Below are 23,332 nucleotides of genomic sequence, written 5' to 3' on the forward strand. Positions count from 1 at the left end.
AGGTTGTCATTTATGGCAAAAACCACATAGCAGCGGTGCTATTATATTTACGCGTTTTTAAAATTATTCACTGACCGCTTCTTCTATTGTTTGTATATTTACGGGCTGATTCATACTCCCTTTTATAACAACTGTCGCTGATATTTTATCTTGAATGGCTTGACGATTTGGGTCCCAATATACTTGTAAGAACCCCAATAAACCGGTTGCAAAGCCTGCGCCATAACCACCGTAACGACCAAAGCAATCTAGTAAACCTAACTGCTCCCCATTCAATGCCACAACACGAATATTACATATTTTTTTACCCGGCGTTTGCCCTTTCCATAAAAGAGCAAACAAAGTGAAATAAATAGCTGCCCAGCCAAAGCCTAGACCTAAATCCTCTATAATCCCTATACCCCACTTTAAAATACTATGAGATGTTGATGAGTTTGCCTGAGGCTCTATAGATTCAGTTTCCTCTAATAACTGTTCATCATGTGATTGCTCGCTTGCCTCGATGATCAAATCCAACAGCCCTTTCGCCATATTAATATGTTCAATTTCGTTAACTTCGCTGAGCTCATTTAGTTCAGTTAGCTTTGCTACTTGAGATACTAAACTAGCCAGCTCAGTTGCCTGACACGTTTGATCACACAGCTGTGCATCTTGGGTCTGTTTTAAATACGTATTAACAGCCTGTATTTCTTCTGGATCTAATATTATATCTTGTTGAATAGTCGCCGTTTCGCCAACAGTGTCACCATCAAAGTAATCAATTGCTACTGACAATAAATACAGCGAGCTGAAGAACAGCAAAGTAGCAGCCGTTAGTTTTAATATTCGCCGCCAAAGCGAGTTCATTTTAGGTAAGTGTTTTTGCGCAGTGCCTTTATAAAAAGCCACTGTAGCGACAAATGCAATTAAAGCAGCACTGAGCTTTGCCGCAAGAAAAATTAACATTACATCTATTAGCATCGCTAACGCCCGTCTTGTGGGTGAGGCCAATGGCAAGCCTAATAATGCTTGATCAATTTTAAATGCATAAGGCGTTATAACTTCCTTGGTTTCTGCTCGTGTTAAAGCTAACTCTTCCATTTCTTTTACTTTCATAAACGCCTATATCCTTTAACTAGCGATTTCCTGTTGTACAACTAAACCATCAATGAAAGGTTATCAATATACGGTTTATTTTCTTCATCAATAATCTGAATTATTTCTTTGTGCAGGCGTTTTTTATGCTCTGCAAAAATAGCTCGCTTTTTATCAAATGTTGTAGCAAATTCCATTACATCAGCAAGCAAGGTATCGTTGTCTTTTGCTGCCTTTTCAACAACGTGGTCTCTTGCCAGCTCTTCACCCGCAACACGACGACCTGTTAACTTCATCTCATTAAAACGGTAGTAAGGTAGCGCTTTTTTCACAAAAGCTATCATTCCAGGTAAGAATGGAATAGATAAATCAACTTCAGGGAAGCAAAAGAACCCACGATCGCTTCGCATAAATCTAAAGTCGCACGCACAGGCTAAGATAGCTCCATTGCCAAACGCATGACCATTAATCGCCGCAATCACAGGCATTGGAAAAAGTAGTAACGTTTTAAAAATATCGTCCATGTCATACATAAAGCCACGTATTTCATCGGCCTTGTTCGCTTTCATCGCGGGCATCAACCAATCAGTATCAATACCCAAGCTCCAGCTTTTTTCATCACTTGACGTAATGACTAATGCTTTATGATCATCGTTTGCAACAACCTCTGCAAGGGTATGTTTTAATTGTTTAGCAAACTGTGGGTTTTGACGGTTTTCACCCTCTGTCAATGTAATAACCGCAACGCTGCCTTGAGTGGTTAATGTCATCAAACTCATAAAAGTGCCTTATTAGAAATTATTCTTTTTATTGGATTATCCCTTCATGCTTTCAAGGGGCTATGTCTTATCATGCCATGAATAATGTTTGGGTTTCTAGCCTGAGGTTTACTTTAACTATTGAATAGTTTGTCTTACGTTCAAATATCTATGACAATGCTCGCCGAATCATCTGATAAAAAAGGAGTGAATGATATGGGAAAAGTAGCATTAGTCATTGGCGCAACAGGTTTAGTGGGTAGTCATTTAGTTAAGCAATTAACTAAGGCAACTCATATCACTAAGGTCGTTACTTTAACACGCCGACCTGTTAACTATCACTGCGATAAAGTGATTAATCATGTTATTGACTTTGATAACCTATCTCAATACTCCACTCTATTTAACGCTGATATATTGTTTTCTTGCTTGGGCACAACTAAAAAAACGGCGGGCTCAGTTGATGCGCAGCGAAAAGTTGATTTTGATTATCAACTTCATGTCGCTCAGCTTGCTGCACAAATGGAGGTAGAACACTATTTACTGGTGTCCTCAAGTGGTGCAAATGCAAACAGTAATAGCGCTTATTTAAAGATGAAAGGTGAACTGGAAGATGCTGTAAAAGCCCTTTCATTTAAACGTATTAGTATTATCCAACCTTCGTTATTGCTGGGTAAGCGCACTAATGATTTTCGCTTTGCAGAAAAGCTTGGTAGTGTTTTGTTACCTCTGCTGTGTGTGATCCCGGGACTAAAGAAATACAGGCCTATTACAGGGCAACAAGTTGCAATCAAGCTATCTCAGATCAGTATGCAATCGGGTCATGGTGTTGAGTATTTCACGCTGGATGCATTATTTGATCAATAACGATTGCTCTGTTTACAAAACAAATAACTTATCTAATTTTACAAACATCTCGTCTGTGAGAATTAGCTATTAATTTGAACCATTTATCCCATATTACGTATTGTTTTACTAAATAACCTGAACTCTGGTTAAGAGATGTACTAATGCATTGATATTAAATCACAAAATATATTTTATTAGTCTCCAGCCGGAGACTTTTAGCGATAACAAGACGAATTTACGCATCAATAGCTAGCCTATTGCAAGTAAATTCAACGCAGTTAGCGTTGAAAGTAGCTGCTGGAGATAGATTTATTATCCAGAATTCAGGTTAAATACTTAACGCGTAAGGATTTAGTATGAAGACTCACTTGGTACCTTTGTTATCTGCGGGCGTGCTTTTAGCACCTAGCGATGTCGATGCCATTCCAAATTGGTACAGTGTAAATGATTCGGTCATGGGCGGGCTTTCGACTAGTCAAGTTTACGAAAAGAATAACCACTTAGTCTTTGCAGGAACTGTGTCACTTGAGAATAATGGCGGCTTTGCCTCTGTACGCACTATCATCAATACAGAAAATGAACCTTCTAAACAGATTGCATTGCGCGTAAAAGGTGATGGCAAAACTTATCAACTTCGTTTAAGAACAAATCAATATATGGATGGCCCTGCTTATACGGTTTCGTTTGATACACAAAAAGACCAATGGCAGGTTTTTACATTTTCACCCAGTGATTTTATTTTGACCTTTCGTGGACGAGAGCTTGAACAACAACCAACTATTAACTTTTTAAAAATTAGTCAGTTGGGTTTTATGATTGCTGAAAAACAACAAGGTGAGTTTAAATTAGAAATTAGTGAAATTGCTTTTAGTGGGTAGTATTATTTATTAAATTGTTTAGGCTATAAATAAGGGCTGATTATATATATTCAGCCCATGAGTAAGTAACATCCATAAAAGCGCTTTATATGGCTACTTTTACGACTCTACCTTTAATAATTCAACTTCAAAAATAAGTAAAGACGTAGGAGGAATGTTCCCTACACGCTTTTCACCATAAGCTAATTGGTGTGGAATATAAAAGGTGTATTTATCGCCCTCGCTCATTAATTGTAAGCCTTCAGTCCACCCCTTTATTACTTGGTGTAAGCCAAAACTAATCGGACTGTTTCGCTCAACTGAACTGTCAAAAACACTGCCATCAAGCAAGGTGCCATGATAGTGAACGTTCACCATGCTTTTAGGGTTAGGTTTTACATCAGAGCCACTGCTGTACTCAATTTTGTATTGTAGCCCTGAAGCTGTCTCTGTTATGCCTTCAACTTTAGTGTTGGTAGCTAAAAAGTCACTGCCAAGCTGCGCATTAGCAAGCGATTGTTGCTTAACTTTTTTACTGTTTTGAAAGATTAAGTAGCAAAATATAGCGATAATTATCACTAAAATAATATTAATCATGATTCTTCACTCTGTTCTTTTTCGTCTTCGTCACTATCGCCATTGACGATATCGGCAATATTATTTAATCGCGCTAAGGCAATGCCATTAACGGAATCTTCAGGGTAATGACCATCAACCAGCTCACCAGCGTCAATATCCATTAATGCGTTAAGAGCTTGATCAACTGTTTCGACGGCATAAATGTGAAATTTACCTCGTTCAACAGCGGTAAGTATTTCATCATCGAGTACCAAGTTAACTTGGTTCGATTTAGGCACAATCACACCTTGCTGACCCGTTAAACCACGCATTTTACAGAGTTTGAAAAAGCCTTCTATTTTTTCATTTACGCCACCGATGGCTTGTACATCACCATGTTGGTTAATTGAGCCTGTTAGTGCAATTGATTGGCTTATTGGTAGGTTAGTAATTGCCGAAATCAGCGCACATAACTCAGCCAATGACGCGCTATCACCATCTATATACCCATAGCTTTGCTCGATAGCGATATTAGCACTGAGCGTTAAACTAAATTGCTGAGCGTACTTATTGCCCAAGTAACCGGTAAGTAGCATGACCCCTTTAGAGTGGATTGCTTTACCAAGCTCCGCTTCACGTTCTACGTCAATTACGCCATCAGCCCCAGCGTATACTGTGGCAGTAATACGTGCAGGCGTACCAAATGATGTATCACCAATGTGTAATACAGTTAGGCCATTCACTTTACCCACGGCTTGGCCGTCAGTAGCGATTAGGGTGTGCCCTTCTTTAATGTCGCTGAGCATGTTTTCGCTAATTTGCCCTGTGCGGTATTGCTTACCTTCAATTGCTTCATCAATATGATGAGCATCAATTAAGCTTAAATTATCTTGTTTGGTGTAAAAGCTGGCTTCTGCCACAAGCTCTAGCACGTCAGCAAAACGCGCTGATAGTTTATTATGGTGTTCAGCTTGGCGATAACTAAACTTAAGTAGTCTAACCATAGCTGATTCGGTCAAACTACACTTTAGCGTATCTAGGCAATACTCAGTCACTTTAGTGATAAACTGATATTGCAGTTTGTCACTACTAGGTAAGTAGTAATCAAAGTCCGCCAACACTCTAAATAATTCAGCAAACTCTTCGTCGTACTCACCAATGGTGTAGTACAAATCTCGTGAGCCTAGCAAAATAATTTTCACATCAAGGGGTATTAACTGCGGACGAAGTGTAAAACTGCTGCCTACAGCACTGTCTTGATATGGTAGGTCATTTTTAATCTGATGCGTTTTTAATGACAGCTTTAAGCCATCCCACACTTGTGGGTTAGCCATGACTTTTTCGGCATCCATAATCAAATAGCCGCCATTAGCACGGTGAAGAGCCCCTGGCTGAATTGAGCGATAGCTAGTGATCAACGAACCTTGCGACGCGGCATACTCTATCTTGCCAAAGATATTGCCAAACGTTGGGTTGGGTTCATAGACGACCGGCGCTGCATCGCCTTCTTTAAATTCGACCAAAATATTGGGCGCAAAAAAGTCGGTCAACATGCCTTTGCTATCAAAGTCTTCTTTGTTTTCTTCGCTGACATCTTCGTCGTCAAGCCATTCAAGAACGGCATCAATAATTTCAACTCGAATGTCTTTTAAATAACGTAGCACGCCGATATGAGCAGCGTATTTATGTTCTAAATCTTTTAATAAGGGTTTAGTCGCCAGCTCTGCAGTGGACTTTTTTAAATTCCGTAGTTTTTCTGAGGACTCACGTTTCCAACGCGGTAACTCTATTAATGCTTCGATTAAGGCATCTTCTAGTTTTTCGATAACCTCATAAAATTGCTCGCGTAAATCATCATCAAGGGCTGCAAATTCAGCATCACTTAACTGCTTGCCATTCACTAACGGAGCAAACCCCACTACGCTTTTTTCTTCAATTAAAGCAACGCTCTGTTCAAGTGCAGCAATTTCAACTTCGGTGATTGCCGCGTCATAGGCGTCATTAAACTCACGGTCTATTTTTTTCTTTTTACGCTGATAAGCTGGGTTATCAAATGCTGCCGGAAAAGTGTCGAGCACTTCATCAATAAACGAGTCGATATCATCGGCCAATTGCTTACTTTGCCCTGCTTGTAAAAACATCGCGATTGGCTCACGGTGATCATCGTAATTATTAACGTACAACCACTCATTTGGCGTCGGGCGGCCTTTACTGTGCGCCTCTAATTTATCTTTTACTAAAGTAAAGCGACCATGGGCAGCTTCCCCCATGACATACACATTGTAACCGGGAAGCTCCATCCCCAATGAAAAATCCAGCGCACTTTGAGCGCGCTGTTGACCGATAAAAGTCAAGGTTTCAGGATACGGATTATTCATGCACGATTGCACATGATTGAGTGAGATAGTCGGCGCTAACGCAGACACAGGTAATGGCAGCAGTTTTTTCGTCATTCTAACTTCTTTTTGTATCAGCACATCAGCTGATTAATTTTAATAGCGGCAAAGCGATGAGCCAACCCACTATTTTATGGTTGTAATGCCTTACGAGAAAAATAGATACCGTCGCACTGCGAACAAGCTCTAATTTGCGTGGCATGATAAATATCATAACTATGGCTGCAATTCTTACATACTAATGTGCCCATGGCTATCCATTCACCTTGGTGATAAACGCCATTATGCTTAAAATCTTGGTTTAATGCGTGCCATTCTAGTTGGGTTTTATCTTCTATGTGTGAAAGTTCAAACCACAAAGATTCCTTAAGCTCTTGCCATGCAAGTGAATCATAGTGATTGTCGTTTTCTTTAATGTGTTCAATGTCACGTTTTAAGTATTCGCGGTACAGCGTTAGCTTTTCTTGACCTAATTGCTTGAGTGCTTGTTCAGATTCAACAAACTTATCCATTGCACCTTTAAGCTCGTGCTCTTTTACATCTTTTAACCAGGCACTTAAATCTGTTAACCATGCTTTATAATCAGCCATTATGTACTCCTTTAAAACTACGTTAAATCAGTGTTTACCTTGAACAAGTATAGGTTAACCTGCCCTGAAAACTAATTAAGTCATGAATTTATAAAATCCGCTTATTTGCCGCTGTGATTAGTACTATTTTTGGGGTATCCTATTCGGCAATTTTTTACTAGTTTGCAAGAAGTCTGGAATCATAGATGCAAGAGCAATATAACCCACAAGATATAGAGTCAAAAGTCCAAGCATATTGGGAAGAAAACCAAGTATTTAAAGCCACTGAAGATGAGAGTAAAGAAAAGTATTATTGCCTTTCTATGTTCCCATACCCTAGCGGCCGACTCCACATGGGTCATGTGCGTAACTACACCATTGGTGATGTTGTTTCTCGCTTCCAACGCTTGCAAGGCAAAAACGTAATGCAACCTATGGGTTGGGATGCGTTTGGTCTACCAGCAGAAAATGCGGCAATTAAAAATAAAACAGCGCCTGCAAAATGGACCTACGAAAACATTGATTACATGCGTACCCAGCTCAAGCAATTAGGTTTTGGTTATGATTGGGATCGTGAAATCGCTACATGTCACCCTGATTACTACAAGTGGGAACAATGGTTTTTCACTAAGCTTTATGAAAAAGGCTTAGTGTACAAAAAAATGTCAACGGTAAACTGGGATCCAGTTGACCAAACTGTACTTGCAAACGAACAAGTTATTGATGGTCGCGGTTGGCGCTCTGGTGCCGTGGTTGAGCAAAAAGAAATCCCACAGTGGTTTATTAAAATTACTGACTATGCACAAGAGCTACTTGACGACTTAGACAAACTAGAAGATTGGCCTGAGCAAGTTAAAACCATGCAGCGTAACTGGATTGGCCGCTCTGAAGGCTTAGATATCGAGTTCACTCGCACAGATAACAACGAAAAATTTAGCGTATACACAACTCGCCCAGATACGTTTATGGGTGTGACTTATCTTGCAGTTGCAGGCGCGCATCCTATTGCTCAAGAAGCGGCTAAAAATAGCGACGCTGTAGCAATGTTTGTTGAAGAGTGTAAAAACACTAAAGTTGCTGAAGCAGACATGGCAACGATGGAAAAGAAAGGCATCGCAACAGGTTTTTATGCAACTCATCCATTAACGGGTGAAAAACTGCCAATTTGGGTCGCTAACTTTGTACTTATGCATTACGGCTCTGGCGCAGTAATGGCAGTACCTGCACACGATCAACGTGATTATGAATTCGCAACAGCCTATGGCCTAGACGTTAAACAAGTTATCGCACCTGTTACAGGCTCTGAACTTGAAGTAAACCTTGACCAACAAGCTTACACAGACAAAGGCGTATTAGTGAACTCTGGTGAGTTTGATGGCCTTGAGTTTGACAGTGCATTTAATGCGGTTGCAGATAAGCTTGAAGCACTTGGCGTAGGCGAGCGTAAAGTAAACTTCCGCCTGCGTGACTGGGGTGTGAGCCGCCAGCGTTATTGGGGTTCACCAATCCCAATGCTTAGCGATGAAGACGGCAATGAACTTGCTGCTAGTGAAGATATGCTACCAGTTCGCCTACCTGAAGATGTGGTCATGAATGGTGTAACGTCACCAATCAAAGCAGATCCACAGTGGGCTAAAACCACCGTTAACGGTGCCCCTGCGTTTCACGAAACAGATACCTTCGACACCTTTATGGAATCGTCTTGGTATTATGCACGCTACTGTAGCCCTCGCCATGATGAAGGTATGTTAGACCCTGCAGCGGCTAATTACTGGCTACCAGTAAACCAATACATTGGTGGTATTGAGCACGCTATTTTACACTTATTATACTCGCGCTTTTTCCATAAATTATTGCGTGACTTTGGTTTAGTAAACTCAGATGAGCCATTTGACCGCTTACTTTGTCAAGGTATGGTACTGGCTGAAACTTTCTATCGTAAAGATGAAAAAGGCGGCGACATTTGGATTTCACCTAGTGACGTTGAAACCGAAACAGACGACAAAGGCCGTGTAACTAAAGCATGGCACAAAGACGATGGCGAGCCGGTGTTCTCATCAGGCATGAGCAAAATGTCAAAGTCGAAAAATAACGGTATCGATCCACAACAAGTTATCGCGCAGTATGGCGCAGATACAGTCCGTTTATTTATGATGTTTACCGCACCACCAGAGCAAACACTTGAATGGTCTGATTCAGGTGTAGAAGGCGCACATCGTTTCATTAAACGTATCTGGAAATACGCGGTTGATGTAAACACAGTAGGTTACCAAGCACTTGATAAATCAGCGCTAACCAACCCACAAAAAGTACTTCGTCGTGAGCTACACAAAGCGATTGCAAAAGTGACAGATGATGTTGAACGTCGTCAAACATTCAATACCGCGATTGCAGCTATCATGGAAATCTCTAACAAATTGTTAAAAGCACCACTGGCCGATAAACAAGATGTAGCGATTGCTAACGAAGCACTTGAAGCACTATTAATTATGCTTGCACCAATCACACCGCATTTGTCACATCAATTATGGCAAGAGCTTGGTAAAGAAGGCGACATTCTTGATGCTGCTTGGCCTACAGTTGACGAATCTGCTTTGGTTGAAGATGAAAAGCTTATCATCGTGCAGGTAAATGGTAAGTTACGTGCAAAATTAACCGTGCCTGCTGATGCAACTAAAGAGCAAGTTGAAGCACTTGCTTTTGCAGAATCTAACGTAACTAAGTTTACCGATGGTGTAACCATTCGTAAGGTGATTTACGTACCAGGTAAACTACTCAACGTGGTTGCTAACTAATATGGCATCATTCAATGCCTTTAAAAACGGACTAGCCTTAGTGCTAGTCTGTTTTTTACTTACCAGCTGTGGCTTTCACTTAAAAAAAGCGTCGAGCTTACCTGATGACTTAAAAATCATGACTCTTCATGGGGATGATGAAAAGTCAGCTCTTTTTGCCATCCTTGAAAAAGAACTCACTTTAAGCAAAGTTGAATTGCAATCAGAACCTGCAAAAAATGTTGCACAACTATATTTGTCTAAAGACCGTTTAGAGCGCCAGATTTTGTCGTTATTTAAAAATGGCCAGGTGGCTGAATACGAACTCGCTTACAGTGTTGCATACACCCTAAAACGCCCAGGCCTTGATCCAATCGAGCAAAGTTTTGAGCTATACCGCAATTACCAAGATGACCCAGATAACGCACTTGCGAAAGCCAAAGAACTTGATTTATTGCTTAATGAAATACGTAAGCAAGCAAGTCGTCGGATAGTACGAGAGTTGTCACAACTATAATGCGCTGTTACGCTAACCAATTATCGAGTGAATTAAATAAAGCACTCCAGCCTTTTTATTTAGTGTTTGGTGAAGAGCCTTTTCAAATAGCGCAATGCGCACAACAAATTCGCTCAAAAGCCAAGCAGCAAGGCTTTGACGAAGTCATAAAATTTACATTGATGCCCGGCTTTGATTGGCAAGAATTAATCGCGCAATATCAAAGTATGTCGTTATTTAGTGCTCGTACTTTAATTGAGCTTGATCTCAATTATCAAAAACCTGGCACTGTTGGCAGCCAAACATTTAAAAAACTGGTTGAACTCAATAACCCCGACACACTTCTAATAGTAACTGGCGCCAAAGCAAGCCAAGAAATTCAGCGCAGTGCATGGTTTAAAGCGCTAGATAAAAACGGTGTATTTGTCCCTTGCTACCCATTATCTGGCAATCACCTACAACGTTGGCTCGATGAGCAGTGCAACCGTTTATCAATTAATATGCAAAATGATGCTAAACGTACACTGATTGATGCAACTGAAGGTAATTTACTCGCTTGTTTTCAAGAGCTTGAAAAACTATCATTGCTTCACGGAAATGCGCTTATTGATCAACAATTGGTACTTCAAGGTTTACTTAATCAAGCTAAATTCGATATTTTCGATTTAAGTGATGCACTCTTGCAAGGTAATAACCGCCAAGCAATTAAAATTCTCACCAAGCTTGCAGATCATAATACTGAAGCGGTCACTATTTTATGGGCTATAAACAAAGAAGCAAATACACTATTGAGTTTGCAATTAGGCCTATTACAAGGCGAGAGTTTAACCAGTTTATTTAAACAAAAAGCGATTTGGAAAAACCAGCAAGGGCCTGTTAATCAAGCGCTAAACCGCTTATCTATACAAACACTTGAGCATCTGATCAGTTTGCTCGCACAATTTGATGCAAGTTATAAGCAAGGCACCTTGATTAAACCATACCAAGCTCTGGCGCATATATGCCTCGTTTTTTGCCAACCGGTTGATGTTGCTCTCCCCGCTCACCCACTTGTTTAAAAATTAGGAGCCAAAATGATTGCACTATTTGGTGGTACATTCGACCCCATTCATTTAGGCCATATCAATATGGCTAAGCAATGTGTTGAGCACTTGAACCTTCGTTATTTACAATTTATGCCATGTGCCATTCCTGCACATAAAGCAATACCAGGGATCAGCAACGAAGATCGCATTGCAATGTTACAGGCTGCTATTGAACCTTATGATTATTTTTCACTCGACTTGCGTGAGCTAAAACGCCAAGGACCCTCTTATTCGCTATTGAGCTTAAAAGAATTACGCAATGAATACCCTCACGAACCCATTTTATTTTTAATTGGCCTTGATTCGTTTAATACGCTTGATAAATGGTTTGAATGGCAAGCAATTACACAGCTTTGTCACCTTGTTGTCTTTCAACGCCCTAATCAAAATATTAATTTGAGCACGCAGCTTATTGATTATAAAAAAAAGGCCCTTACAACATCATCTGACACGCTTCGCTCTGAACGTGCTGGGAGACTGTATTTCTTACCTGGTCAAATGATGGATATTGCGTCGAGCGATATTCGAAAAAAACTAAAAAAAGGCCAATCGTGTGAGGAACTTCTTCCTACTGCGGTGAGTCAGTACATATACGATCATCAACTTTATCTAAGTGGTGAATAAAAATCACCAGCGTGATAAAATAACAGCTATTCCCTTTTTTAATGAGATAACACTTTGGATTCGAAACAACTACTCGCCTTTGCACTAGACAAAATTGACGATATGAAAGCCCGTGATGTGGTTCAGATTGATGTAAAAGGCAACTCTGACATTACTGACTACATGCTTGTTTGTTCAGGTAACTCTAAACGTCATGTGCAATCAATTGCTGATCATGTTGCTAAAGAAGCCCGTCATGCCGGTGAAGAGCCTCTTGGATACGAAGGTCAAAATGAAGGCGAATGGGTTCTGGTAGATTTAGGTGATGTAGTCGTACACGTGATGCAAGATCAAGCACGTAGCTACTATGACCTAGAAAAGCTCTGGAGCTAATAGCCCTTTATTTAAACTGAGTTTGGAAGGACACGCGTGAAAATACAAATGATTGCCGTTGGTACAAAAATGCCAGCGTGGGTAGAGACCGGGTTCGCAGAATACCAGCGTCGCTTTCCAAAAGATATGGCATTAGAACTTATTGAAATCCCAGCCGGAAAGCGCGGAAAAAATGCCGACATAAAGCGGATTTTACATATCGAAGGCGAAAAAACCCTTGCGGCAATACCTAAAGGTAATCGTATTGTGACACTTGAAGTCACCGGCAAAGCACTTGATACACACCAACTAGCAAAAAATATGGAAAAGTGGCAACTGGATGGCCGCGATGTAAGTTTGTTGATTGGTGGTCCGGAAGGATTAGCACCAGAATGTATTGCAGCCTCCGAACAAAAGTGGTCATTATCGAACTTGACCTTGCCGCACCCATTAGTGCGCATTATTGTAGCTGAAAGCTTGTATCGAGGATGGAGTTTAAACAATAACCATCCTTATCATCGCGAGTAATCAACATGCTCAAACGAAGACCCACAATTCGAGATCACTCAGCAGAGGCTAATCTGTTTGCACGTCGCGCATTTGTGGGTTTTGTTTTCGTTACTATTCTTGTCGCTATATTACTTTCAAATTTGTACACCATCCAAGTTGATGATCACCAAGATTATCAAACGCGTTCGAACGACAATCGCATAAAGGTTATTCCAATTGCACCCAATAGAGGTCTTATATATGACCGAAATGGTGTCCTTCTTGCCGAAAACAAGCCTGTTTATAACCTTGAAGTTATACCCGAAGATGTTAAGAACCTTGATGACTCGTTAGCAGCCATTAGTCAACTCATCGCTATTTCTGATCAGCAAAAAAATGACTTTCTTAACGACATCAAGCATAACCGCCGCTTTAAAAGCCAAGTATTAAAAGCGCGACTGAACGAATCTGAAGTCGCTAAATTCTCGGTTAACCAGCATAAATTCCCTGGTTTTAGTATTGAGGCCCGTCTTGCTCGTTACTACCCTTATGCCGACACGCTGACCCATGCGCTTGGGTATGTTGCTAAATTAAACAAAAAAGAGCTCGCTAGGCTCGAAATGGATGATCAAGCCACCAATTACAGAGCAACTCATGACATTGGTAAACTTGGTATTGAAAAGTATTATGAACAACTGTTACATGGGCAAGTAGGTTCACAGCGTGTTGAAGTAAACAACCGAGGACGTGTAATTCGAACGCTGAGTATGACGCCACCCGAACCTGGTCATGATTTAGTGTTAACACTCGATATTGGATTACAACAAATTGCACAACATGCATTAAAAGACATGCGCGGTGCAATTGTGGTGATGGACGCAAAAGACGGTGGCGTTTTGGCGCTTTATTCGAACCCAAGCTACGACCCAAATTTGTTTGTCCATGGTATCAGTAGTAAAAATTATAAAGCATTACTAAACCCCGACCGCCCACTTATAAATAGAACAACTCAAGGGCGATATGCACCGGCATCAACTGTAAAACCGCACCTTGCTATACTTGCTCTTGAAGAAGGTTTAGTAACAGAGCAAACAAAAATGTGGGATCCTGGTTTTTTTCAAATCCCCAATGTTGAACACAAATGGCGTGACTGGAAGCGCTGGGGCCATGGTCATGTTGATGTTTACAAAGCAATTGAAGAGTCATGTGATACCTATTTTTACGACACGGCTTATCGTTTGGGGATCACTAAAATCAGCAACTTTATGGCGCAATTTGGCTTCGGTGATTTAACAGGCATTGATATTCACGAAGAAACGAGCGCTATTTTACCATCAAAAGAATGGAAAGAAGGCCGCTTTCGTGAGTCGTGGTGGCGAGGAGATACTATTTCCGTCGGAATTGGACAAGGTTACTGGACAGCCACGCCTATGCAGATTGCAAACGCAACTAATATTCTCGTTAATAAGGGCCGTAATTTCCCACCCCACTTAGTCCAAGTTGCAAAAAAAGAAGATGAAGTAACGCAAATAAATAATGAAGAAAAGCCTCCCGTTGAATTGAAAAATGCTGATCACTGGCGTATTGCCCTGGATGCAATGCATAATACTGTGCATAAAGTAACGGGAACGGCTCACAAAGCATTCAGGGGGGCAACTTATGATCCGGCAGGTAAAACGGGTACAGCTCAAGTAGTCAGTATCGCCCAAGGTGAGCGTTACGATGCAGAGTCACTCAAAGAAAGACAACGCGACAATGCAATTTATATTGGTTTTGCCCCGTACAAAAACCCTCAAATTGTGGTTTCAGTGGTGGTAGAAAATACCGGTGGAGGTAGCTCTGTTGGCGCCCCTATTGCTCGTCAGTTAATGGATTATTATTTTTCAGCAAATCCCATAACGATTGCAAGGAGTGCTAAACAATAATGCAATTACATGATAAGCGGTCTATTTGGGATAAATTACATTTAGATTTACCTCTGCTACTTGCATTGGTTTGTATGATGGTTGCTAGTTTAACTATTGTTTACAGCGCAAGTGGTCAAAATGAAGCAATGATGCTTCGCCACGCTACCCGCATGGCCGCAGCTGTTATAGCGATGATTGTCTTAGCGCAATTTAGCCCAGCGACACTGAAGCGGCTCGTGATCCCTTTGTACTGCTTAGGGCTACTCATGTTGGTTGGGGTGATACTTTTTGGTGTTAGCTCAAAAGGTGCGCAGCGCTGGTTGGATTTAGGAGTCACTCGCTTTCAACCGTCCGAGCTAATGAAGCTGGCCGTCCCAATGATGGTTGCATGGTATATCGGGCGAAATCACCTCCCTCCGAGAGCATTACATTTAATGGTTGGCTTTGCCATCGTGATTTTACCCACTTTACTTATAATGGAGCAGCCAGATCTTGGCACATCTATTCTGATAGCAAGTTCAGGTATATTTGTCATATTCTTATCAGGACTAAGTTGGCGTCTAATTGGGTTTTTAACAGGCTTGGTTACCTTATCCGCTTGGCCTTTTTGGCATTACGGAATGCATGCATATCAAAAGCAACGTGTACTGACCTTATTTAATCCTGAAAGTGACCCTTTAGGTTCTGGTTATCATATAATCCAGTCTAAAATAGCCATTGGTTCTGGCGGAATTGAAGGTAAAGGCTGGCTACAAGGTACACAATCACAACTCGAGTTTTTACCTGAGCGCCACACTGATTTTATTTTTTCAGTTCTCAGTGAAGAGTTTGGTCTGTTTGGCGTATGTTTGCTGCTATGTATGTATTTATTTATTATAGGCCGCGGTTTATACATTGCCGTCAATGCGCAAGATGCGTTTGGTAAGTTGCTCGCAGGTGCACTGACCCTTACTTTTTTCGTTTATGTATTTGTAAACATTGGTATGGTATCTGGGCTCTTACCGGTTGTCGGCGTCCCTTTGCCACTGATAAGTTATGGTGGAACGTCAATGGTTACACTGATGGCTGGCTTTGGCATAATTATGTCGATTGCCACTGATAAGAGGATGCTTTTAAAATAATGAAGTGGATGTTGAAGTATATAAGCCTGATGCTTATTGCGCTTATTGTAAGCGGCTGTAGTAGTTCAGGAAGTAAAACAGATCACAGTAGTCGTTATAGCATGAGGCATGATGCTGCGCCTTTACGTGCACCAACCGTTTTAGAAATGCAGGATGCTGTTGTAACTGAAGTAATAAAAAGTGCAAGCGCCGGCCGCCCTTACACTGTACTTGGTAAAAGCTATACCCCCATGCTAGATGAAACGGGCTACGAAGAAGAAGGAATAGCCTCGTGGTATGGCCGAAAATTTCACGGTTATCACACATCAAACGGTGAAATCTATGATATGTTTGCCATGACTGCAGCACATAAAACTTTGCCCTTGCCGAGCTTTGTTCGAGTCACTAATACCGCCAATGGTAAATCTGCCATTGTTCGCGTCAATGATCGTGGCCCTTTTCATGATGATAGAATCATAGATTTATCATACGCAGCGGCTTATAAGCTTGGTTATTACAATCATGGTACAGCCAAGGTTAAGCTTGAGGCAATTACACTAGCGCATTCGCCTACACGCCCTAGTTATATTCAAGTTGCAGCGGGAAGCACATTAGCAAATATTGAAGCACTTGCCTCAACCCTGCGCCAACAATATAATTTACCTACAAGTATTGTAGAAAAAGATGCCATTTATAGGTTGCGACTTGGACCAATTAAAAACGCTGAAGAAGCTCAGCAAGTGCTAGAAAAATTAAAACAAAACCAATTTCAAAACGCGTTCTTGCTTTACAGCCAGTAAGCGCTTTAGAATGAGAACAACGCGAATCTTTAACTTTAACCATTAATGAGTATGATGAAATCAATTAAATACAAAATTCTCAACGGTGTGTGCGGCTTAGTCTGTTCTGCTGCCATTTTCTCTGCCACTGCACAGATCATCCCTGCGCCTCCACAAATTAATGCAAAAGGTTATTTCCTTGTTGATTTTACCACTGGTAAGGTTATTGCCGAAGGTGAGCCGGATACTCGTCTAGCACCTGCTAGCTTAACAAAAATGATGACTAGTTACGTTATCGGCACAGAAATTAAAGCTGGCAATATTGCACCAACAGACATGGTTACGGTCAGTGAAAAAGCGTGGGCCAAAAACTTCCCTGAATCTTCTAAAATGTTTATTGAAGTGGGTAAGCAGGTCAGCGTCGAAGATTTAAACCGCGGTATTATCATTCAATCAGGTAATGATGCATGCGTAGCAATGGCTGAACACATTGCAGGGAGTGAAAGTGCATTTGCCGACCTTATGAATGCTCACTCTGAAAAGTTAGGTATGAGCAATACGCATTTTATTAACAGTCATGGTTTAGATACTGACGCGCACTTCACAACACCTCGCGATATGGCAACACTAGGTGCAGCACTTATTCGTGATGTTCCTGAGGAGTATGCTTTTTACGCTGAAAAGTCGTTCACTTTTAACGGTATCAAGCAGTATAACCGTAATTCTTTATTATGGGATGAAAGCCTGAATGTTGATGGTATCAAAACGGGGCATACTTCAGAAGCTGGGTACAGCTTAGTCACCTCTGCTACCAAAGACGAAATGCGCTTAATCGCTGTAGTTATGGGCACTTCAAGTGAACGAGCTCGTAAAGTTGAAAGTAAAAAGCTCTTAAACTACGGGTTCCGATTTTTCGAAACAATCACACCATATCAAGCAGGTGATAGCTTTGCAGAGCAACGCATTTGGATGGGCAACAAAGAAAATGTATCATTAGGTATTTTAGAAGATACTCCTATCACTATCCCTCGCGGCCAACGTAAAAATTTAAAAGCTAATTTTGAGCTGGATAAAACGTTAGAGGCACCGCTTACTAAAGGTACTAAAGTTGGCACCTTGTTTTTACAACTTGAAGGCGAAGAGATTGCACAATACCCTCTTGTAACGCTTGAAGAAGTTGAGGAAGGTAGTTTCTTTAGTAAAATTTATGATTACTTACGTTTACAGATTATGTAATTGCTAATTTAATAATTCTAAGCGCCTTGCACTGCAAGGCGTTTTTTTTTGCCTGAAAAATGCTAGAATGCGCCTCATATCTAACCTACAAGGTCGAGTGTGGGTTATTAGTCGGTTATAAGCGCATTATGTAAGGAGTCATCGTCGTGGCTACACCTGTAGAAAATACTAAATTTGATGAGTACTTAGAGTACCCTTGTCCGTTTACCTTCAAAGTAATGGGCTTAGCAAACGTTAATTTAACTGACCAAATTCTTGAAAAGTTACAGCCAATTGCACCTGGTGACTACGCGCCTAAAGTAAAGCCTAGCAGTAAAGGTACTTACGAGTCTGTGACTTTTGTTGCAACAGTGACCAGTGGCAAACATATTGAAGAAATCTACAACGTGATCAGTAATATCGATGACGTTCGTCACATGCTTTAAACCCTAATTGGAGATTGCAGTGAGCGAAAACACGTTAATCGTGCGCCAATTAGGCCGCCAGCGGTACATGCCAATATGGCAAAAAATGCAAGAGTTTACCGACACTCGAGATGATGCTGTTGCTGATGAAATCTGGTTAGTCGAGCACGAACCGGTTTTCACACAAGGCCAAGCAGGAAAGGAAGAACATTTACTTGCACCTGGCGATATTGAAGTGATCAAAGTTGATCGCGGAGGCCAAGTGACCTATCACGGGCCAGGCCAACAAATGATGTATGTTTTATTTAACTTACGTCGTTTAAAAATTGGTGTACGTGAATTAGTAACTTGGCTTGAAGAATGTATTATCGATACATTGAAAGAATATGATATTGAAGCATACGCTAAAGCCGATGCACCGGGTGTGTATGTAGATGATAGTAAAATCGCATCGTTAGGCCTTCGCGTTCGTCGCGGCTGTTCATTTCATGGCTTGGCCTTAAATGTAAGTATGGATTTGAGCCCATTTTTACGTATTAACCCCTGTGGTTATGCGGGTATGAATATGGTGCAGACAACTGATTTAGATGGTCCACAAAACCTCGAGCAAGCAGGTAATGGACTTGTAAAACACATGATCACAAAGCTTAATGCTACACAGGTTAAGCATACTGAAGGGTTTGAAAACGAATGAATAAACCAGTCAAGATGGAACCAGGGGTAAAATTACGTGACGCCGAAAAAATGGCGTTGATCCCAGTTAAAGTATTACCGACTGAAAAAACTGAAATGTTGCGCAAGCCCGAGTGGCTAAAAATACGTTTACCAAAGTCAACTGAACGTATCGACGGCATAAAACAAGCAATGCGTAAGCACGGCTTACACTCAGTATGTGAAGAGGCTTCATGCCCTAACCTATCAGAGTGTTTTAACCATGGTACAGCAACCTTTATGATTTTAGGGGCTATTTGTACTCGTCGTTGTCCGTTTTGTGATGTTGCCCATGGCCGCCCATTAAAACCAGATGCCGCAGAGCCTGAGAAGCTAGCACTAACTATTAAAGACATGAAGTTAAGCTATGTTGTTATAACTTCAGTTGACCGCGATGATTTACGTGACGGCGGTGCGCAACATTTTGCTGACTGCATTCGCGAAATCCGCAAACATAATCCAACCATTACCATCGAAATATTAGTGCCTGATTTTCGGGGTCGTATGGATCGTGCTCTTGAGATCTTAATTGAGACGCCACCAGATGTGTTTAACCACAACCTTGAAACTGCGCCACGCTTGTACAAGCTTGCTCGCCCAGGTGCTGATTATAAATGGTCACTAGAGTTGCTGCGTCGCTTTAAAGAAGCGCACCCAGAAGTTAAAACTAAATCTGGTTTAATGGTAGGTTTAGGCGAAGAAATTAGCGAAATCGAAGAAGTATTACGCGATTTACGTGAGCATAATGTCGATATGCTTACTGTAGGCCAATACCTACAACCGTCAAAACATCACTTACCTGTTAAGCGTTATGTACCGCCAGCTGAATTTGATGCGTTAAAAGATTATGCAGATGAAATTGGCTTTACTCATGCAGCCTCAGGTCCATTTGTACGTTCGAGCTATCACGCTGATCAACAAGCCGCGGGTAAAGAAGTTAAGTAACACTTAAACACTACACCCTTTAACATTTAGGGTGTAGTGTTTACAGATCTAGTTTACTTAAGATTATTTGATGCAGACATCATAATCTCTGTTTTTAGGTAATGTAGGATTCATGCTATAAGGTGATGGTTTTGATGTTAACCAATCCGCTTTATTGCGAACATTCTGTCTTATCATCGCACTTTTACATGCATTAGCTGAATTATGAAAGCTTGTCACCTGCCCTGTTTTATTGTCAACCAGTAAAAACTTTTCATCTTCTTGCGAAGTGGTAGAATTACAGCCAGCAAGCGCAGTGAGTGCTAAAACCAAAATCGTAGTTTTCATATTTAGTCCCTCAAATTATAAACACGCATTGTGTTAAATAAATGTATGACCTTTTCATTTACATGTCAATTAAACGGCTAATTAATCCAATATAATCAATAAATATAGTTTATACTTTTGTGCCTGCTATGTTCTGTTTTTCACGGATCATGGCCTTTTCTTCATGTTGATATAACAATTCCAGCTCAGCTGGATCGAGAGGGGTCGTAGCAGCTAGGTAATTTAACTCAATATGAGAAATAAGATTACTAAACACATATTCAACACGTTTAATATGAAATTCAGAACTCACTATCGTCGCTTTTTTTATATTATTAGCAGTCAATATAGGCAGAGACATTGTTGCGTCCTCAAATGTAAATCGACTTAAAGCTACGTCTAGAAAGGCGTTTCGCGAAATCCCCTGTTTTATTAAATAGTCCTTGGTTAGTTCGCCGTGGGCAAATGGGCTGGTGTTAAAATGTTCGCCAAATCCACCAGTGCATAATACTTTGCAACTAGGGTTTTGCGTATATAACTGAAAGGCTTTATCACATCTACTTTTTGCTATTTTAGATAACTCCCCACTTTTGCAATTAGGAGAGCCGAGTAAAATAATGGCGTAAGAATCATTTTCTCTCATCAAAGTTCCTCCTTTTATGCTCTATTTATTCTATATATTAAAACAAATAGTTAGTTGCTTGTTGCAATATTGAATTTATTTCAATGACTAATAAAATATTTACTTGGTTTTTAATTAATCACTAGGTCAATTGTTCATTCCTTGCGACAATTAGCATAATTATATTAATCATGGCTTATTATGAAATTATTAGTTAGAAATCTTTCACGCGCAACGACTGAGCAAGACATTCGTGTATTATTCACCGCCTACGGTAAAGTTGCTGAATGCACGCTTGTATTAGACAAAGAGACGGGTAAATCAAAGGGCTTTGCATTTGTTGAAATGCCTATAGAATCAGAAGCTGAAGAGGCAATTAAAGCCTTAAACCAGAGCAATGTTGATAAAAACAAGATCCGTGTTAAATTGGCTGATGCTTAAAAACCCACGTTAGACAAAAAACCAGCTATTGCTGGTTTTTGTATCTAGGATCTTATGCTGAAAGTTAAGGTCTTAATGAAATATTTTTAACTTCAATCGTCGCTTCACCACCAAGTTCATCCTTTAGATCTGGTACTAAGTAAATTGCACTCACATGCTCTTTTATTATCCCCTTATCGATAGAATTCACAGGCGTCCAACTTGGTCTAGAAAAATCATCTAAATTAACGCAGTGGGTACCCCACTGAGCTTGTGCAGGTAGAATATATTGGTAGTGTGCATAACTTTTATCACCTTGCCCGCCATAATCCCTTTGAGACAGCTTTACAACAAGATTTTTGCTGCTTTTATATTCCAGCAAAATAGTTGATTTCCCTTCAACTGTTTGGTTTGGAAGATCATAGATAAGCTCAACCCAAGAGTTATTTTTTGCATCCACTCTTGGCACTCGTTTGAACGAAATCCAAATGCGTTCATCGGTTAAGAGCGTTTGTTTCACTTTCACTTCACTGCCATGTGGATCAGTGGCAAAGCGCCACTCTTTTTCATTAAGTATGCTTGTAGGCAGCTCTTGCTGACAATTTTGCTCCGAAACTGAAGACACCGATAGCACAGAGCTAAGAACTATAAGAGAAAAAGCTGAAATAAACATACAACATCCTTTTATTATTAAAGTTACTGTTAGAGTCTGTCTGTAATTGATGATGAATTATCACTTATTTATGGAGAGTAACCTCACCACGCAGGCCCTAAGCTGGCAAAATATCAAACAAACGACTACATATTTACCTTTAAAGGTCACAGACCTTAGGATACCTGAAATTTGGTTTTGTTTCAGGCACAAAAAATGGGCAATTAAGCCCACTCTTTTAACACAATAAACGCTTATTGTTTAATCATCAGCTTCATCATCAAAATCTGCCGACTGGCGCTGTGCAGGTCTTGCCAAAATTTCTACATAGAAAGATGCCAGCTCCTGCTTTTCAATTTCGCTGATACAATTATTAATTTCGGCAACATGCACAACTTGTGCTTCTTCTGCTGTGTTACCAAACTTACAATCAAAAGCCCAATAATCTGCATCGAACGGTAACGTTTTGTTACGCTCTCTTTTCAAATATTTTTTCACTTCATGCTTTGCAGCGTCAACCATGCGAGGGTATTTGATTTTCTCGTGATTCAGCGTGAATGTTTTCTTCATTACGTTCCTAAATTACCTTGGTTTAATGATAATGGTATTTTTTGAATCCCATCTTGAGCCATTATAGCAACTGCATTTAAATTTTGGGTGCTTTTTTTACACTTAACGAAATAAATCACGTTAACGGTTAATTATTACAAAACAGTGTCATGCTTGCGCTAAGTGAAGAGGCTGATGCAGGGAATCATTATTGAGGCTATCATAAAAGGCTGCTGCGTCCATCTGGGGGTTATCTAGTTGAGTTTCTTTATCTAGATGGCGCTTACGAACCACGGGTTCACAGTTATCAATGATATGAAGTGGGATATGATTTTTATCATCTCGAACAGCGAGTGGCTCTGGTGATAAACAACAACGTAAGCGTATGTCACTCATACCTGATTGTTGTAAACGTTGTGCATTATGTTCACCAATCAGCATATCAAACTCATCTGGTGCGAGAGGTTGTTTAGGTCCTGCCCCTAATTCAGCACGCAGCTGGGATTCATCATATTCTTTTGCATCAGCGCCAAATGGGGTTTTAGGTAAATGAAACTGACTAAAATCCAGAGCATCATGAGATAGCATTGCTAAAAGTAACGCAAACTCGCCACGACGCGATTCACTCACGCTTTTCGCAAGGCGATTGTCGAGTTGACTCTCTGTGATTAACAATCCATCAATTTGCATAGACTTTAGCCGATTATGTTGTTGAATAAATATTTATCGGCATTATTTGATATTTCTTTAGCTTTTTTCTTTACTTAAATAATAAGTTTGCTATTATCGGCGCCGTTGCATTGGAGGGGTTCCCGAGCGGC

The 23,332-nt window shown here is 40.5% G+C and carries 26 protein-coding genes; 16 read left to right on the forward strand and 10 right to left on the reverse strand.

Going from position 1 to position 23,332, the window contains the following annotated elements; genetic code table 11:
* Positions 1 to 63: 63 nt before the first annotated feature.
* Positions 64 to 1,095: an RDD family protein gene (locus tag CSC79_RS12310; RefSeq protein WP_099296063.1), complete on the reverse strand. Its 1,032-nt coding sequence runs from the start codon at positions 1,093 to 1,095 to the stop codon at positions 64 to 66.
* 41 nt (positions 1,096 to 1,136) lie between these two features.
* Entirely contained in the window at positions 1,137 to 1,853 is a 717-nt protein-coding gene (locus CSC79_RS12315) for an enoyl-CoA hydratase/isomerase family protein (RefSeq protein ID WP_099296064.1), read from the reverse strand.
* A gap of 195 nt (positions 1,854 to 2,048) precedes the next feature.
* Between CSC79_RS12315 and CSC79_RS12320 the strand changes: the two genes are divergently transcribed.
* Together CSC79_RS12320 and CSC79_RS12325 are read left to right on the forward strand one after the other, a co-directional pair.
* On the forward strand, positions 2,049 to 2,699 hold the full coding sequence (locus CSC79_RS12320) for an NAD(P)H-binding protein (RefSeq protein ID WP_099296065.1): 651 nt from the start codon (positions 2,049 to 2,051) through the stop codon (positions 2,697 to 2,699).
* Positions 2,700 to 3,037: 338 nt separating this feature from the next.
* Positions 3,038 to 3,559, forward strand: a complete 522-nt coding sequence (locus CSC79_RS12325) for a CIA30 family protein (protein ID WP_099296066.1) — start codon at positions 3,038 to 3,040, stop codon at positions 3,557 to 3,559.
* Between the two features lie 99 nt (positions 3,560 to 3,658).
* Here the strand turns inward: CSC79_RS12325 and CSC79_RS12330 are convergent, their stop codons facing one another.
* The 3 genes from CSC79_RS12330 to CSC79_RS12340 form a co-directional block, all read right to left on the reverse strand.
* On the reverse strand, positions 3,659 to 4,135 hold the full coding sequence (locus CSC79_RS12330; RefSeq protein WP_099296067.1) for an FKBP-type peptidyl-prolyl cis-trans isomerase: 477 nt from the start codon (positions 4,133 to 4,135) through the stop codon (positions 3,659 to 3,661).
* Positions 4,132 to 6,549: an AAA family ATPase gene (locus CSC79_RS12335; RefSeq protein WP_180270432.1), complete on the reverse strand. Its 2,418-nt coding sequence runs from the start codon at positions 6,547 to 6,549 to the stop codon at positions 4,132 to 4,134. Before CSC79_RS12335 ends, CSC79_RS12330 begins: the two co-directional genes overlap by 4 nt.
* A gap of 74 nt (positions 6,550 to 6,623) precedes the next feature.
* Complete coding sequence (locus CSC79_RS12340) at positions 6,624 to 7,082, reverse strand: zinc ribbon-containing protein (protein WP_099296069.1); 459 nt, start codon at positions 7,080 to 7,082, stop codon at positions 6,624 to 6,626.
* A gap of 185 nt (positions 7,083 to 7,267) precedes the next feature.
* Here CSC79_RS12340 and leuS point away from each other — a divergent pair, with 185 nt between their 5' ends.
* From leuS to lipA, 13 genes are all read left to right on the forward strand, one after another.
* The gene (gene leuS / locus CSC79_RS12345) at positions 7,268 to 9,856 is read left to right on the forward strand and encodes a leucine--tRNA ligase (protein ID WP_099296070.1); all 2,589 of its coding nucleotides are present in this window, start codon (positions 7,268 to 7,270) and stop codon (positions 9,854 to 9,856) included.
* A gap of 1 nt (position 9,857) precedes the next feature.
* Positions 9,858 to 10,352 (forward strand): LPS assembly lipoprotein LptE, encoded by a 495-nt coding sequence (gene lptE / locus CSC79_RS12350; RefSeq protein WP_099296071.1) that lies wholly within the window; start codon positions 9,858 to 9,860, stop codon positions 10,350 to 10,352.
* Positions 10,352 to 11,389 carry a DNA polymerase III subunit delta gene (holA, locus tag CSC79_RS12355; protein WP_099296072.1) on the forward strand — a complete coding sequence of 346 codons (1,038 nt, stop codon included), beginning with the start codon at positions 10,352 to 10,354 and terminating at the stop codon, positions 11,387 to 11,389. The genes lptE and holA overlap by 1 nt, the downstream gene beginning before the upstream one ends.
* Positions 11,390 to 11,404: 15 nt before the next feature.
* A complete protein-coding gene (gene nadD / locus CSC79_RS12360) occupies positions 11,405 to 12,040 on the forward strand; it encodes a nicotinate-nucleotide adenylyltransferase (RefSeq protein WP_099296073.1) in 636 nt (211 codons plus the stop codon).
* A 54-nt stretch (positions 12,041 to 12,094) separates the two neighbouring features.
* Positions 12,095 to 12,412 carry a ribosome silencing factor gene (gene rsfS, locus CSC79_RS12365; RefSeq protein WP_099296074.1) on the forward strand — a complete coding sequence of 106 codons (318 nt, stop codon included), beginning with the start codon at positions 12,095 to 12,097 and terminating at the stop codon, positions 12,410 to 12,412.
* A gap of 36 nt (positions 12,413 to 12,448) precedes the next feature.
* Complete coding sequence (rlmH, locus tag CSC79_RS12370) at positions 12,449 to 12,919, forward strand: 23S rRNA (pseudouridine(1915)-N(3))-methyltransferase RlmH (RefSeq protein ID WP_002958522.1); 471 nt, start codon at positions 12,449 to 12,451, stop codon at positions 12,917 to 12,919.
* Between the two features lie 5 nt (positions 12,920 to 12,924).
* Positions 12,925 to 14,805, forward strand: coding sequence for a penicillin-binding protein 2 (mrdA, locus tag CSC79_RS12375; RefSeq protein WP_099296075.1), 1,881 nt, complete (start codon positions 12,925 to 12,927; stop codon positions 14,803 to 14,805).
* On the forward strand, positions 14,802 to 15,908 hold the full coding sequence (rodA, locus tag CSC79_RS12380; RefSeq protein ID WP_099296076.1) for a rod shape-determining protein RodA: 1,107 nt from the start codon (positions 14,802 to 14,804) through the stop codon (positions 15,906 to 15,908). The genes mrdA and rodA overlap by 4 nt, the downstream gene beginning before the upstream one ends.
* A complete protein-coding gene (locus tag CSC79_RS12385; protein ID WP_099296077.1) occupies positions 15,908 to 16,687 on the forward strand; it encodes a septal ring lytic transglycosylase RlpA family protein in 780 nt (259 codons plus the stop codon). Before rodA ends, CSC79_RS12385 begins: the two co-directional genes overlap by 1 nt.
* A 54-nt stretch (positions 16,688 to 16,741) precedes the next feature.
* Positions 16,742 to 17,902 (forward strand): serine hydrolase, encoded by a 1,161-nt coding sequence (locus CSC79_RS12390; protein WP_099296078.1) that lies wholly within the window; start codon positions 16,742 to 16,744, stop codon positions 17,900 to 17,902.
* A gap of 146 nt (positions 17,903 to 18,048) precedes the next feature.
* On the forward strand, positions 18,049 to 18,327 hold the full coding sequence (gene ybeD, locus CSC79_RS12395) for a DUF493 family protein YbeD (protein WP_099296079.1): 279 nt from the start codon (positions 18,049 to 18,051) through the stop codon (positions 18,325 to 18,327).
* A 19-nt stretch (positions 18,328 to 18,346) separates the two neighbouring features.
* The gene (gene lipB / locus CSC79_RS12400; protein ID WP_099296080.1) at positions 18,347 to 19,000 is read left to right on the forward strand and encodes a lipoyl(octanoyl) transferase LipB; all 654 of its coding nucleotides are present in this window, start codon (positions 18,347 to 18,349) and stop codon (positions 18,998 to 19,000) included.
* Complete coding sequence (lipA, locus tag CSC79_RS12405) at positions 18,997 to 19,962, forward strand: lipoyl synthase (RefSeq protein WP_058560555.1); 966 nt, start codon at positions 18,997 to 18,999, stop codon at positions 19,960 to 19,962. The genes lipB and lipA overlap by 4 nt, the downstream gene beginning before the upstream one ends.
* A gap of 63 nt (positions 19,963 to 20,025) precedes the next feature.
* Here the strand turns inward: lipA and CSC79_RS12410 are convergent, their stop codons facing one another.
* Both CSC79_RS12410 and CSC79_RS12415 read right to left on the reverse strand, forming a co-directional pair.
* Positions 20,026 to 20,289, reverse strand: coding sequence for a hypothetical protein (locus CSC79_RS12410; RefSeq protein ID WP_099296081.1), 264 nt, complete (start codon positions 20,287 to 20,289; stop codon positions 20,026 to 20,028).
* A 109-nt stretch (positions 20,290 to 20,398) separates the two neighbouring features.
* Positions 20,399 to 20,911 carry a YdcF family protein gene (locus CSC79_RS12415; protein WP_099296082.1) on the reverse strand — a complete coding sequence of 171 codons (513 nt, stop codon included), beginning with the start codon at positions 20,909 to 20,911 and terminating at the stop codon, positions 20,399 to 20,401.
* A 180-nt stretch (positions 20,912 to 21,091) separates the two neighbouring features.
* Here CSC79_RS12415 and CSC79_RS12420 point away from each other — a divergent pair, with 180 nt between their 5' ends.
* Positions 21,092 to 21,331: an RNA recognition motif containing protein gene (locus CSC79_RS12420; protein ID WP_099296083.1), complete on the forward strand. Its 240-nt coding sequence runs from the start codon at positions 21,092 to 21,094 to the stop codon at positions 21,329 to 21,331.
* Between the two features lie 64 nt (positions 21,332 to 21,395).
* Here CSC79_RS12420 and CSC79_RS12425 read toward each other — a convergent pair whose 3' ends face one another.
* The 3 genes from CSC79_RS12425 to CSC79_RS12435 form a co-directional block, all read right to left on the reverse strand.
* Entirely contained in the window at positions 21,396 to 21,983 is a 588-nt protein-coding gene (locus CSC79_RS12425) for a hypothetical protein (RefSeq protein ID WP_099296084.1), read from the reverse strand.
* A 240-nt stretch (positions 21,984 to 22,223) separates the two neighbouring features.
* Positions 22,224 to 22,532, reverse strand: a complete 309-nt coding sequence (locus CSC79_RS12430) for a DUF6172 family protein (protein WP_099296085.1) — start codon at positions 22,530 to 22,532, stop codon at positions 22,224 to 22,226.
* Between the two features lie 147 nt (positions 22,533 to 22,679).
* Positions 22,680 to 23,201, reverse strand: a complete 522-nt coding sequence (locus CSC79_RS12435) for a VC2046/SO_2500 family protein (protein WP_099296086.1) — start codon at positions 23,199 to 23,201, stop codon at positions 22,680 to 22,682.
* Between the last annotated feature and the right edge of the window lie 131 nt (positions 23,202 to 23,332).

The sequence above is a fragment of the Pseudoalteromonas sp. 3D05 genome (genome assembly GCF_002723455.1).
Lineage (GTDB): Bacteria > Pseudomonadota > Gammaproteobacteria > Enterobacterales > Alteromonadaceae > Pseudoalteromonas.

Excerpts from the sequence above, each read along its gene's own strand:
- CSC79_RS12425 (WP_099296084.1), bottom strand. The coding sequence starts at position 21,983 with ATGTTTATTTCAGCTTTTTCTCTTATAGTTCTTAGCTCTGTGCTATCG.
- CSC79_RS12435 (WP_099296086.1), bottom strand. The coding sequence starts at position 23,201 with ATGCAAATTGATGGATTGTTAATCACAGAGAGTCAACTCGACAATCGC.
- CSC79_RS12340 (WP_099296069.1), bottom strand. The coding sequence starts at position 7,082 with ATGGCTGATTATAAAGCATGGTTAACAGATTTAAGTGCCTGGTTAAAA.
- CSC79_RS12315 (WP_099296064.1), bottom strand. The coding sequence starts at position 1,853 with ATGAGTTTGATGACATTAACCACTCAAGGCAGCGTTGCGGTTATTACA.
- CSC79_RS12415 (WP_099296082.1), bottom strand. The coding sequence starts at position 20,911 with ATGAGAGAAAATGATTCTTACGCCATTATTTTACTCGGCTCTCCTAAT.
- nadD (WP_099296073.1), top strand. The coding sequence starts at position 11,405 with ATGATTGCACTATTTGGTGGTACATTCGACCCCATTCATTTAGGCCAT.
- mrdA (WP_099296075.1), top strand. The coding sequence starts at position 12,925 with ATGCTCAAACGAAGACCCACAATTCGAGATCACTCAGCAGAGGCTAAT.
- CSC79_RS12325 (WP_099296066.1), top strand. The coding sequence starts at position 3,038 with ATGAAGACTCACTTGGTACCTTTGTTATCTGCGGGCGTGCTTTTAGCA.
- lipA (WP_058560555.1), top strand. The coding sequence starts at position 18,997 with ATGAATAAACCAGTCAAGATGGAACCAGGGGTAAAATTACGTGACGCC.
- CSC79_RS12310 (WP_099296063.1), bottom strand. The coding sequence starts at position 1,095 with ATGAAAGTAAAAGAAATGGAAGAGTTAGCTTTAACACGAGCAGAAACC.
- holA (WP_099296072.1), top strand. The coding sequence starts at position 10,352 with ATGCGCTGTTACGCTAACCAATTATCGAGTGAATTAAATAAAGCACTC.
- CSC79_RS12385 (WP_099296077.1), top strand. The coding sequence starts at position 15,908 with ATGAAGTGGATGTTGAAGTATATAAGCCTGATGCTTATTGCGCTTATT.
- CSC79_RS12410 (WP_099296081.1), bottom strand. The coding sequence starts at position 20,289 with ATGAAAACTACGATTTTGGTTTTAGCACTCACTGCGCTTGCTGGCTGT.
- CSC79_RS12420 (WP_099296083.1), top strand. The coding sequence starts at position 21,092 with ATGAAATTATTAGTTAGAAATCTTTCACGCGCAACGACTGAGCAAGAC.
- CSC79_RS12335 (WP_180270432.1), bottom strand. The coding sequence starts at position 6,549 with ATGACGAAAAAACTGCTGCCATTACCTGTGTCTGCGTTAGCGCCGACT.
- CSC79_RS12330 (WP_099296067.1), bottom strand. The coding sequence starts at position 4,135 with ATGATTAATATTATTTTAGTGATAATTATCGCTATATTTTGCTACTTA.
- CSC79_RS12430 (WP_099296085.1), bottom strand. The coding sequence starts at position 22,532 with ATGAAGAAAACATTCACGCTGAATCACGAGAAAATCAAATACCCTCGC.
- lptE (WP_099296071.1), top strand. The coding sequence starts at position 9,858 with ATGGCATCATTCAATGCCTTTAAAAACGGACTAGCCTTAGTGCTAGTC.
- CSC79_RS12320 (WP_099296065.1), top strand. The coding sequence starts at position 2,049 with ATGGGAAAAGTAGCATTAGTCATTGGCGCAACAGGTTTAGTGGGTAGT.
- CSC79_RS12390 (WP_099296078.1), top strand. The coding sequence starts at position 16,742 with ATGAAATCAATTAAATACAAAATTCTCAACGGTGTGTGCGGCTTAGTC.
- leuS (WP_099296070.1), top strand. The coding sequence starts at position 7,268 with ATGCAAGAGCAATATAACCCACAAGATATAGAGTCAAAAGTCCAAGCA.